14 protein-coding genes are annotated in these 11599 nt (G+C 31.9%); 7 read left to right on the forward strand and 7 right to left on the reverse strand.

All coding sequences use genetic code 11. The annotated features are described in order from the left end of the window. Nucleotides 1-158: 158 nt before the first annotated feature. From HXZ74_RS03195 to HXZ74_RS03205, 3 genes are all read left to right on the forward strand, one after another. Nucleotides 159-680, forward strand: coding sequence for an acyl-CoA thioesterase (locus HXZ74_RS03195; RefSeq protein ID WP_286473820.1), 522 nt, complete (start codon nt 159-161; stop codon nt 678-680). 110 nt (nt 681-790) lie between these two features. Next, nucleotides 791-1024, forward strand: a complete 234-nt coding sequence (locus HXZ74_RS03200) for a hypothetical protein (RefSeq protein WP_038336755.1) — start codon at nt 791-793, stop codon at nt 1022-1024. Further along, complete coding sequence (locus HXZ74_RS03205) at nt 1009-1305, forward strand: type II toxin-antitoxin system RelE/ParE family toxin (protein ID WP_280049943.1); 297 nt, start codon at nt 1009-1011, stop codon at nt 1303-1305. The genes HXZ74_RS03200 and HXZ74_RS03205 overlap by 16 nt, the downstream gene beginning before the upstream one ends. A gap of 43 nt (nt 1306-1348) precedes the next feature. Here the strand turns inward: HXZ74_RS03205 and HXZ74_RS03210 are convergent, their stop codons facing one another. From HXZ74_RS03210 to HXZ74_RS03225, 4 genes are read right to left on the reverse strand one after another with little or no spacing between them, the layout of a single operon-like run. After that, a complete protein-coding gene (locus HXZ74_RS03210; protein WP_038336752.1) occupies nt 1349-1744 on the reverse strand; it encodes an acyl-CoA thioesterase in 396 nt (131 codons plus the stop codon). Beyond that, nucleotides 1725-2729: a Gfo/Idh/MocA family protein gene (locus tag HXZ74_RS03215; protein WP_286473823.1), complete on the reverse strand. Its 1005-nt coding sequence runs from the start codon at nt 2727-2729 to the stop codon at nt 1725-1727. Before HXZ74_RS03215 ends, HXZ74_RS03210 begins: the two co-directional genes overlap by 20 nt. Before the next feature lie 5 nt (nt 2730-2734). Then, nucleotides 2735-4396: a DUF6909 family protein gene (locus HXZ74_RS03220; RefSeq protein ID WP_286473826.1), complete on the reverse strand. Its 1662-nt coding sequence runs from the start codon at nt 4394-4396 to the stop codon at nt 2735-2737. A gap of 10 nt (nt 4397-4406) precedes the next feature. Further along, the gene (locus HXZ74_RS03225; protein WP_038336749.1) at nt 4407-4985 is read right to left on the reverse strand and encodes a DUF3109 family protein; all 579 of its coding nucleotides are present in this window, start codon (nt 4983-4985) and stop codon (nt 4407-4409) included. 71 nt (nt 4986-5056) lie between these two features. Here HXZ74_RS03225 and HXZ74_RS03230 point away from each other — a divergent pair, with 71 nt between their 5' ends. From HXZ74_RS03230 to rsmI, 4 genes are all read left to right on the forward strand, one after another. After that, entirely contained in the window at nt 5057-6793 is a 1737-nt protein-coding gene (locus HXZ74_RS03230; RefSeq protein WP_286473828.1) for a 1-deoxy-D-xylulose-5-phosphate synthase, read from the forward strand. Then, nucleotides 6793-7074 (forward strand): hypothetical protein, encoded by a 282-nt coding sequence (locus HXZ74_RS03235; RefSeq protein ID WP_219034042.1) that lies wholly within the window; start codon nt 6793-6795, stop codon nt 7072-7074. Before HXZ74_RS03230 ends, HXZ74_RS03235 begins: the two co-directional genes overlap by 1 nt. Nucleotides 7075-7135: 61 nt before the next feature. Then, a complete protein-coding gene (locus HXZ74_RS03240; protein ID WP_038336746.1) occupies nt 7136-7630 on the forward strand; it encodes a DUF4252 domain-containing protein in 495 nt (164 codons plus the stop codon). A gap of 60 nt (nt 7631-7690) precedes the next feature. Continuing rightward, nucleotides 7691-8365 (forward strand): 16S rRNA (cytidine(1402)-2'-O)-methyltransferase, encoded by a 675-nt coding sequence (gene rsmI, locus HXZ74_RS03245; protein ID WP_221854392.1) that lies wholly within the window; start codon nt 7691-7693, stop codon nt 8363-8365. Here rsmI and recJ read toward each other — a convergent pair. The 3 genes from recJ to HXZ74_RS03260 are packed head-to-tail and all read right to left on the reverse strand — an operon-like array spanning nt 8362 to nt 11542. Further along, nucleotides 8362-10062 (reverse strand): single-stranded-DNA-specific exonuclease RecJ, encoded by a 1701-nt coding sequence (gene recJ / locus HXZ74_RS03250; protein WP_286473830.1) that lies wholly within the window; start codon nt 10060-10062, stop codon nt 8362-8364. The two genes, rsmI and recJ, sit on opposite strands and share 4 nt — an antisense overlap. A 48-nt stretch (nt 10063-10110) precedes the next feature. Then, nucleotides 10111-10860: a uroporphyrinogen-III synthase gene (locus HXZ74_RS03255; RefSeq protein WP_019974792.1), complete on the reverse strand. Its 750-nt coding sequence runs from the start codon at nt 10858-10860 to the stop codon at nt 10111-10113. A gap of 7 nt (nt 10861-10867) precedes the next feature. Continuing rightward, nucleotides 10868-11542 carry a DUF4271 domain-containing protein gene (locus tag HXZ74_RS03260; RefSeq protein ID WP_219034040.1) on the reverse strand — a complete coding sequence of 225 codons (675 nt, stop codon included), beginning with the start codon at nt 11540-11542 and terminating at the stop codon, nt 10868-10870. Nucleotides 11543-11599 lie beyond the last annotated feature (57 nt).

Raw genomic sequence — 11599 nt, forward strand, 5'->3', positions numbered from 1 at the left:
AAGACTTGAAATAATACAATAATCTATATTAACATTTTTTAACTATAAAATTTTATTGATTTAATAAAAAACTCAATTACAAACACTTAACACAACGATAATAACTGTTTCAAAACTCGAATATTTTGTTGAAATTTGCATCCAACAAACAAAAGTTTATGGCGAAAGCAAAAACAGCAAAAGAGTCGTTAGCAGTAATGACAAACTTGGTTTTACCGAATGAAACCAACAATTTAGGAAACATGTTCGGAGGCGAATTATTGGCTTCTATGGACAGAATTTCTTCTATTTCTGCGAAAATGCATGGTGGAAGTTTTTTGGTTGTAACAGCAAGTGTCAATCACGTTGCGTTTAACATTCCGATTCCGATGGGAAGTACGGTGAAGTTAGAATCTAAGGTAACTCGCGCATTTAATTCTTCGATGGAAGTTTATGTTGATGTTTACGTTTACGATTATGAAAATTGTGTTTATAACCAAACAAATAGCGGTATTTACACATTTGTAGCCGTTGATAATGACAATAAACCTGTTCAAGTTCCTGAATTAATTCCAGAATCTGAACAAGAGATCGAACGTTATGAAGCTGCTTTGCGTCGTAAACAATTAAGTTTGATTTTAGCTGGAAGAATGAATCCTGCTGATGCACACGAATTGAAATCGTTGTTTTTTGCAGAGTAAATCTTTTTTTACAATATCATCTAAATCGTTGAATTTTAATTAAATAAATTCAACGATTTTTTATGTTTTAAATTTTTCATTAACTTTATCTTATTCTAAAACAAAACAATATGAGTATTTCTGATTTAAAATTGGAACTAATTCTTCAAATTTCAAATCTGAATGATAAAGTGAAATTAGAAGAAATTTTAGAATTATTGAAATTTCAAACCGAAAGTTCTATTTATGAAGTTTCTGAAGAAGAAGAACTTGCTATAAAAGAAGCTAAAAATCAGATTTCGAGTAACAATGTTTTGTCAAATTCTGTTGTTAACGAAGAAATGAATGAATGGTTGAAAAAATAATTTGGACAACTCAAGCAAAAAATGAATTATTCGACATTCTTGATTATTGGAAAAATCGAAATAAATCAACTATTTATAGTCAAAAACTTTTTCAATTAATTCAAAATCAAATCAATCTAATTATCTTATTTCCTGAAATTGGAAGAAAAACAAATTTTGAAGATGTTAGAGTCAAAATTATTAAAGAATATCTTCTATTTTATGAAGTAAAAGATTCAAATCTCTATATTTTAACGATAAAAAGTTCAAAACAAAAGCCGAATAAATTCAGAATAAAATAAAAAAGTCGAAACATTGTTTCGACTTTTTTATTGATATAATTTTTTAACCTTTCCCAGCTAAACGATCCACCACATATTCTATTTGTGTTTTCCCGTGCGGTTTTGGTTTTCCTTCTGCATCTAAATTAACCATCGTAATTCGATCGACTGTAATAATGGTTTCATGCGTCATTTTGTTACGTACTTCACATTGTAAAACCAATGAAGTTGTTCCAAATTTCACCACCTCAATTCCTATTTCTACAATATCACCTTCACGAGCCGAAGCCATAAAGTTGATTTCAGACATATATTTGGTTACAACATGCGAATTTTCTAATTGCACAATGCTATATAACGCCGCTTCTTCATCAATCCAAGCCAAAAGTTTTCCTCCAAAAAGTGTTTTATTTGGATTAAGATCTTCCGGTTTTACCCATTTACGAGTGTGAAATTTCATAGTTTTCTGTTTTAAGTTCTTGCTTATTTTTTGTTGCCAAATGATTCGCATCCGAAATAAACTTGACTAAATTTACAGCATATTTTCCATCTAACAAAGATTCATTATGACGGATTAACGCATCAGAAATTTCGGCAATGGCGTTGGGATGAAAATTCTTTTGTTCAGTAGAAATTTTGTTTGAACAACACACATTTTTTAAATCAGAATAAATCATTTGATTAAGATATTGATCTCCAATCTTAATTGTTCCTTTTTCAGCAATAAGCGTGATATTACTTTCGAAATTTTTATTAAAAACTGATGTTGTATAAATCATATGTCCGATTGCTCCATCAGCCGTAAAATCAACACAACCCGAATCATCAAATTCTGTCACTTCTTGATGTGTAAAATTGAAACTTTTTGAATTTGTACAAATTACCTCATCAAACCAAAAATTCATGATATCAACAAAATGTGAAAATTGAGTAAATAAAACACCTCCGTCCATTTCTTGGTTTCCGTGCCATTCACGCAACTTGTAATAATTCTTATTACGATTCCAATAGCAATTAATATTCACCATGAAAACTTTTCCTAACGAATTATTGTCAATCAAATTCTTTACATATTGCACAACTGGAGAAAAACGAAGTTGCATCGACGTAAAAACTCTAAGATTTTTCTCTTCCGCAACTTTCAATATTTCTTTTGCATCTTCTACTGTTAATGCAATCGGTTTTTCAATCAAAACATTTTTCCCAGCTTTTAAACAACGAATCGCATGTTCGCGGTGTAAACCATTTGGCGTAGCAATCACAACAACATCCGTTTCTTGATCTTCATTCAGAAAACTTTCAAGTGTTGAATAACCTTTGAAAGGTAAATCTTCTGGTAAATTGAAATCAATCACCGAAATTAATTGTGCGTTTTCCGTTTCCTCTATTGCTTGTTGATGTACACGTCCAATATGACCGTAGCCTAAAATGGAAAAATTCTTCATTGAATTTATTTAATAATTTTTTCTAATATCTTTTGTGTGATTAGATATGTTGGTTTTACACCTGTTAATCCTAAACCACCAGAAGCCAATGTACTTCCTGTTTCTAGAGGATTATCTGAAGCGTAATATGCATACATTACTTTAACATCTTTATCGATGTGATGTCTAATTTTTGATGCAACCTGAATTGCTTTTTGGTAATGCGCTCCTTCCATTTCTAATCCAATTGCTTGGAAAGACGAATTTTTGAAATATTCTAAAACGTCTTTATTTTGTAATGATGTTCCTAAAACTGAAATCATTGGTCCTTCGTAAACACCTAAACCTTGACCTTCGAAATCAGCAGCAGTTAATTCGTTATCAAAAACATAATTATCTGTAGTTCCTTCGAAAACATGTGCTGTAGCAATCATAATATCACCTTTATTTCCTTCTAAAATTCCAGCTTTACCCATAATCGCAACAGATTTTACATTCATTTTGAATTTTACATCTCCAACTTTGTATGGTTTCAACAATTCATCCATCGCCTCGAATGCTTGCTCACCAAAAGCATAATCCATCACAATAATCACCTCATTGTTCTTATCTTTTGCATAAGAAAATGCAGAATTAGCAATGTTTACTTTAGATAAATCAATAATTTGAACATCGATATTTGTTCCTGATTGATCTTTGATGTAAACTAAACCATTCTGTTGTGTGTAATCATTTAACGAATCGCGCAACATTTTGTTGTTTGCTGCACTCAAATCTTCGTAAATTTCTACTCCATCATTTTTATATTTTCTTTTCAATCCATCATACGCATACAACATGTTAGACACACTGTGCATATTAGCAGAAATGATGTGAATGTTTTTATCTTGAAGATTATTTTCGAATAATACACGTTTGATTTCATTCGCCCATTTTTCTCCAATCATATGATGACCAATCGATTCACGTAAAGTTGATGTAAATGTAATTTCACGTTTCTTAGTTCCGATACGATCTTGTTGACTTGTGTAACCCATCCAATAAACTACACGGAAAAAATAATCTTTGTCGTCTGCTTTACTGAAATAATGATGAATTTCTTGTGTTTCTTCAAACGTTCTTCCTAAAATAGTCGATAAATGCATCAAAGCAACTTCACGTTCTTTTCGAGAAATTTCAACTTCATTGAATACAACATTTTCAATAAATTCCCACGCTCTACTTTTAGAAAGTGTTTCATTACTGAATGCTCTATTTCTGATTTTATCCGCCTCATTGTATAAAAACGTTAAGTGCGTCAACACATCATAGATATCAGAACGACCGCGAGAAATCTCGATATTCATTTGATCATCATCAATTCTATAGCAAAAACGACGACGTTTTGCAGGAATAATTGGTGTGAAAATAGAACGATCATAGCCTTCGTCAGATGTAAAAGACACATAAGGTGTTTCTACGATTCCTTCTGGTAAACGATCTAAAACGTACATTAATCCGCTTAATTCTACTTTGTTTGGATCTGTCATTGATCCGTAGATTTCTGGATTAATTTCGAATAATAAATTTCTTAATATTTTTCCAGGCGCACCAGATGGACGGTACACTCCTCTATGAAATAAATGACGCATAGAGATATATAATCTTTCAATAGCGTCAGTAGATCTTCTTGCTCTTGTTATTGACATAATAATTTTTTTACTTTTTTTGGTTGTTTAATTCTTGTTGAATGGCCATTAATTCATCGTACCATTCTTGTCCAAATTTTCGGACCAACGAATCTTTTGCAAATGTTGCAACATTCACTTTCAATTCTTTTCCTAAGGTACAAGCATCCGAGCAGATATCCCATACATCATAGTTAACAGAAGTGAAATTTGAATATTCCTTAACACGAACTGGATACAAATGACAAGAAATTGGTTTTTTGTAATCGACCTTTCCATCTTCGTATGCTTTTTCAATACCGCATTTTGAAAAACCATTTTCTTCGAAAACTAAATAGGCACATTCGCGATTATTGACTAATGGAGTTACCCAATCGCCGTCAGTATCCATTGTGTACTTACCTTCTTGCTCAATCACCGCAATTCCTTCGGGACGCAAATAAGGTTTTACATCTTCATAAATATCGTCTAATACAGTTAGTTCGTCATCATTCAAAGGCGCTCCTGCGTCACCTTCTACACAACAAATCCCTTTACATTTGTTCAGATTACAAACAAAATCTTCATTTAGTAGTTCTTCAGATACAAGGGTTTTTCCTATTTGGAACATGTTACATTAAATTTTGTAACATGCAAAGGTACGGAAAATTCCTCAGAAAAATGTAATTTTGTAAAAGAATAATGGATAATCTACTTTCAAAAATCAATCATCCTAAGGAACTTAGGACTTTTGAAGCGTCTCAATTAACTGCTTTAGCTCACGAGATGCGCGAGTTTATTTTGGATACTTTGAGTGTAAAACCAGGACATTTAGGTGCTAGTTTGGGTGTGATTGAATTAACGATTGCATTACATTATCACTACAATACACCAAAAGATTTGTTGATTTGGGATGTTGGCCATCAATGTTATCCGCATAAAATTTTAACTGGTCGTCAACAAATTTTTGATTCATTACGTCAAAAAGACGGTATTTCTGGTTTCCCAACGCGTATAGAAAGTGAGTTTGATACATTTGGAACGGGACATTCTTCTACTTCTATTTCAGCAATTGTTGGAATGGCAACTGCAGATAAAATCAATCAAATCAATAGAAAACACATTGCAATTATTGGTGATGCATCGATTACTTCTGGAATGAGTTTAGAAGCATTGAATCATCTTGGATCTACAGATTTGGATGTTTTAGTGATTTTGAATGATAATGATATCGGAATTGATCCTTCGGTTGGAGGATTGAAAAAACATTTTAAATCATTAGAAAATCAATCCGAAAATATTTTCTCCAATTTCGGTTTAAATTTTATTGGAACAATTGATGGACACAATTTTGATGATTTACTAAATGCTTTCAATAAAGCTGATTATATAAAAGGTCCGAAAGTTTTACACATCAAAACAATAAAAGGAAAAGGTTACGAACAAGCCGAAATCGATCAAGTAAAATGGCATGCTCCTGGTTTGTTCGATAAAGAAACGGGTGAAATAAAATCGAAGAAAAAAGAAAAATCGTATCAAGATGTTTTTGGAAAAACCATGCATCAATTACTTGAAAATAATTCACAAATTGTAGCCATAACGCCTGCTATGTTAACAGGAAGCAATTTAGTAAAATGTCATCAAGATTTCCCAAAACGAGTTTTTGATGTCGGAATTACAGAACAACATGCGGTAACGTTTGCAGCTGGTCTGGCGACGCAAAACACCATTCCGTATTGTATGATTTATTCGACATTTTTACAACGTGCCTACGACCAAGTGATACACGATGTAGCGTTACAGAATCTACCAGTTGTGTTTTGTATTGATCGTGCAGGATTCGTTGGTACAGATGGCGCAACGCATCATGGTTATTTTGATATAGCATATTTACGCGAAATTCCAAATATGATTGTGTCTTCGCCTCGAAACGAAAAAGATTTCAAAAATCTATTGTATACAGCACAGTTTACAACTCGTCCTTTTGCAATTCGTTATCCAAAAAATAATATCCAAACAAGTAATTCTAAAGTCGAAAAAATAGAAATCGGTAAATCTGAAATTATTTTTGAAGGAAATCAATTAGCAATTCTTTCGACTGGATTGATTAGTTCTCGAATCGAAGAAATTATCATCCAAAATCATCTTCAAGATAAAGTTGCTTTGATTGATTTTCCTTTTATCAAACCTTTAGATGAATCTCGTTTAAAAGCTATTTCGTTGAAATATTCTACCATACTAACTTTTGAAGATGGGATTAAAAAAGGAGGTTTTGGAAGTGGAATTTTAGAGTTTCTGAATTCAATACATTACAAAGGAAATATTACAATCAACGGTTATCCAGACGAATTTATCGAACACGCTTCGATTACCGAATTAGAAGAAATCGTTGGTTTGGATGATGAATCAATTTTGGAAATGATAAAAAGTTATTTGTAATGGAAAATGAGTATTTAGAAAAAGCTTTAGTTGGTTTTTTATTAGGTCTAGGAATGTTAATATTTATATCTCCTTTCTATTATCCATATTATAAAAATAAAAAATCGAAACCTAAATTTGGAATTGATTATGCAGTAAAAAGAGAAAATAAATTAGACCATTTAAAAGACGGTTTTAAAGTTTTAGCTTATAATCGATTAATAGGTGGAATTATAATAGGATTTTTCCTGATAATTTCTTCAATTGTCTATTTGGTTTTAGGAATTATTGAATATTTTTAAACTTAATAATTTTCGGTACGAGAGTTGTAATAGCTTTTTCTAATTTATAAACACAACAACAATGAAAAAAATAATCGGTTTATCTTTTATAGCAGTATTGTTAACATTGCAATCTTGCGGTACAACAAGCAACATGCAAGAATTCTACAAAAAATATGATAATCAATCTACTGTAATTCCTTTACCTTCTTTTGCGTTGAAATTAGCTGGAAAAGCTGGTGGAACAGATTTATTTAATTATTTAAAATCGGCTAAAGTTTTTGTTGTTTCAGATGCTGGACAAGGAAAGCAAAAAAGAATCATGAATGATTTGCAGTCATCTATGCGTGGTGAAAAATATGAGAACTTAGTAAAATTCAAAGCGAAAGACAGCCGTTTGAACATTTCATTACAAGAAGATGGCGGACGAGTTAAGAAAATGATTTTTGGAATTAACGGTTTACGAAATGTATTGGTTATCGATTCGAAATTAGATATTCCTAGAACAGATTTAGACAAAATTTTGGACAAAGTTTCGGCTGAAGATATTGCAGATTTAGCAGATATTTTGAAATAATATAGGAAGCCAGCTAATTTGCTGGCTTTTTCTTTTGAAATTACTTTGTAACTTTGTCGCATGAGTGGAAAATTATATTTGGTTCCGACGCCAATCGGAAATTTGGGAGATATGACATTTAGAGCGGTTGATGTGCTAAAAGAATCGGATGTGATTTTGGCAGAAGACACGCGAAATAGTGGTATTTTACTGAAACATTTCGAAATTTCTACTCCAATGCGTAGCTACCATATGCACAATGAGCATCAAGCAACTGAAGATATTATTCGTCAGCTAAAAGATGGTCAAATCATTTCGATTATTACTGATGCCGGAACTCCAGGTATTTCTGATCCAGGTTATTTATTAGCAAAAGAATGTGTAGCAAATAATATCGTAATCGAATGTTTACCAGGTGCAACCGCTTTTGTTCCTGCATTAGTTGTTTCTGGATTACCAAATAATGAATTTACTTTTGTTGGATTTTTACCTGTGAAAAAAGGTCGAAAATCGAAATTAGATTCATTAGTAGAAGAAAAGAAAACGATGATTTTCTACGAATCTCCACATAAAATTGGACGCACATTAAAAGATTTAGCCGAAGCTTTTGGAGCTGAACGCAAAGCAAGTTTATCACGCGAAATCTCGAAAAAATTTGAAGAAACTTTACGCGGAACATTAACTGAATTAGCCGAAATAGCTGAAAAAAGAAATTTAAAAGGTGAAATGGTTTTGGTTATAGAAGGACATCATTAATCGTTGAAGCGAATATCTTTGATATTCAATTGCCAAGTTCCTTTTCCTTGCCAATAATTCATTCCGATTGTGTAAACCATATCAAACGATTGTCCTTTCTCTAATTTTGGTCCAAATTTCCCTAATTTGAAACCAATTGCAGGAAACGTAATACGTGTATCTCGCTGATGTACGTACAAACGCGCGTGTTCTTTACCAACTAATCGGAAATCCGTTGCTAATAAATCCTTCGAAATAAAAACAGGATTCATATTATCTGGTCCAAAAGGCGCCATTCGCATCACCGATTCCAAGAAAGAACGCGTCATATCATTAAAAGAAATCTCTTTATCGATCAAAATTGATGGCGTAAAATGTTTTCCATTCGACATTTCTTTCACTGTTTGATCAAATCTAATCTTGAATTCTTCAAAGTTTTCTTCTTTCATTGCCAAACCAGCAGCAGCCATATGTCCACCAAACTGTGTTAACAAATCTTTGTTTTTTTCGATTGCCGAATGTATGTCAAACTCTTGAATAGAGCGAGCCGAACATACAATTTCGCCTTCATTATTCTTCGTGCAAACAATGGTTGGTTTATAATACAAATCGACCAAACGAGAAGCAACAATTCCGATTACTCCTTTATTCCAAGAAGCATCGTAAACAATGGTCGAATATTTTTCTTTGGTATTAATTTGATCCAGTTGAAAAAGTGCATCATGTGTCATATCAAGATCCAAGGTTTTGCGTTCATTATTTAATGAATTTATATCATTCAAATATTTACGGCAATCCTCTTCATCTGTACTCAACATAAAACGAACCGCTTCCGAACCGTGTTTTATACGACCTGCAGCATTAATTTTTGGCGCAATAGAAAAAACAACATTCGAAATATTGACATTATTTTTAATATTAGTCGGAATTAATTGCTGAAAAGCTAAACGAGGTTCTGAATTTAATCGTTTCAAACCAGCAAAAGCCAATACACGATTTTCTCCTGTAATCGGAACAATATCAGCCGCAATACTTACTGCAACTAAATCTAAAAGAGATAAAAGATTTTCTTTCGGAAGATTAAATTTCTCGGTATAAGCTTGTACCAATTTAAACCCAACGCCACAACCGCTCAAATCTTTGTAAGGATAGCGACAACCTTTTTGTTTCGGATCTAAAACAGCGTACGCTTTTGGCACAGAACGATCTGGTAAATGGTGATCACAAATAATATAATCTATGCCTTTTGATTGTGCATATTTTATTTCTTCGTGTGCTTTAATCCCACAGTCTAAAGCAATAACAAGTGAAATATTATTTTGTACAGCGAATTCTATACTTTGTTGAGAGATTCCATAACCTTCATTATTTCGGTCTGGAATATAAAAAAAGACTTTCGAGTAGATAGAAGTCAGAAATTCGTAAAACAAAGTTACAGCTGTCGTTCCATCTACATCGTAGTCTCCAAATATTAAGATATTTTCTTCATCATCAATTGCATTTTTGATACGTGAAACCGCATCAGACATTCCTTTCATCAAAAAAGGATCATGCAATTCGTCTAAGGATGGATTAAAATACGATTTGGCTTGAGCAAAATTCGTAATTCCACGTTGGACTAATAAAATAGCAAGCACCTCAGATATGTTAAGCGATTCTCTTAAATCCTTAACAACTTCAGTATTGGGCTGTTCTTTTATTTCCCATCTTTTTTCCATCTCTTTAATTTACATATTTTTTAATTAGAGAGAAGGGTAAAGCGAATATTATTTTGATTTATTTGCTTCTTTCACGTATTTATCTAACGCCATTGTCATTGAAGGCGTTTGTGGTGTTGGCACCTCAATGTCTACACGTAATCCCATCTCTTTTGCTTGATCTACTGTCGATTTTCCGAAAACGGCAATTCTTGTATTTTCTTGCACGAAATCTGGGAAATTTTCAAATAATGATTTGATTCCTGAAGGTGTAAAGAATACTAAAATATCGTATTTTACATCAGACAAATCAGATAAATCACTCGATACAGTTCTAAACAAAGTTGCTTTTTGCCAAGTTAATCCTAAACTATCTAATAAAGTAGGAACATTTGGTTTTAAAACATCAGATGCTGGTAATAAGAAGTTTTCGTCTTTGTGCTTTTTAAATAAAGGCACCATATCCGCAAAAACTTTTTCTCCAATATAAATTTTACGTTTTCTGTAAACAATGTATTTCTGTAAATAGAATGCAATTGCTTCTGATTCGCAAAAATATTTCATAGAGTCAGGAACAGTAAAGCGCATTTCTTCTGCTAAACGAAAAAAATGATCAATAGCGTTTCTACTTGTAAAAATTACAGCAGTCACTTTGCTAAAGTCAATTTTTTGTTGTCTTACTTCTTTAGCGTCTATTCCGACAACTTGGATAAATGGTCTAAAATCAATTTTGATTTTATTTCTTTTTTCAATCTCGTAGTATGGCGAGTTTTCTGCCTGAGGCTTAGGTTGAGATACTAATATTGATTTAACTTTCATAGTAATTTTAGATTACTTTACCTACAATTAATAGTTTTGCTAATACCATTATAGGTAAAATTTCTAGGGTGCAAAGGTACAAAATATTATAATACCAAACTGATTTATTGTCACTTATTTGTTTTGCATATATATGATAAATTTCGAATATTCTATTCAAAAACAACAAAATAAAGCCAATCACCATCAAGTAATCTTTGTTAATTTGTGTGTAAAAAAACAAAAAACAAATAATAAGTAAGAGTAAAACATTTTTTGCATTAACAAAACTCGAACTTTTCATAAAATATGAAAGAGAACTAGATTCGTAGAAAACACGATAAAAAATTACCTCAATCATCAACCTAAAGAGCATAATCAAACTGATTACACCAAAGGTAATTCCGACACGTGAAAGATAATAAAACTTAAAATTTGGAATATGATTATACGTAATATCAAAATACGAAACCAACAACAAACTTATCAGTAAAACCGTCACACCATTGACAATAAAACTAAATAAGGTCGTATTATCATCTGTAAAACTCATGTATTCGGTTTTATTATCTAGCGTTTTGAAATTTTTAGCAAACAAGTATTTTGCTGCACAAACCAATAACAAACACACCGTCAAAGCAATAAGAACAGTATCATTGCCAAGTGTATTTTTTCCTATCGAGATTAAATCGTTTGTTTTCATAATTTTTTCAAAAATACAAAAGACTAACAATCTTATAACTATCTTTATGCCCACAAA

This window comes from Empedobacter sp. R750, from assembly GCF_030324345.1.
Taxonomy (GTDB): Bacteria; Bacteroidota; Bacteroidia; order Flavobacteriales; family Weeksellaceae; genus Empedobacter; species Empedobacter falsenii_C.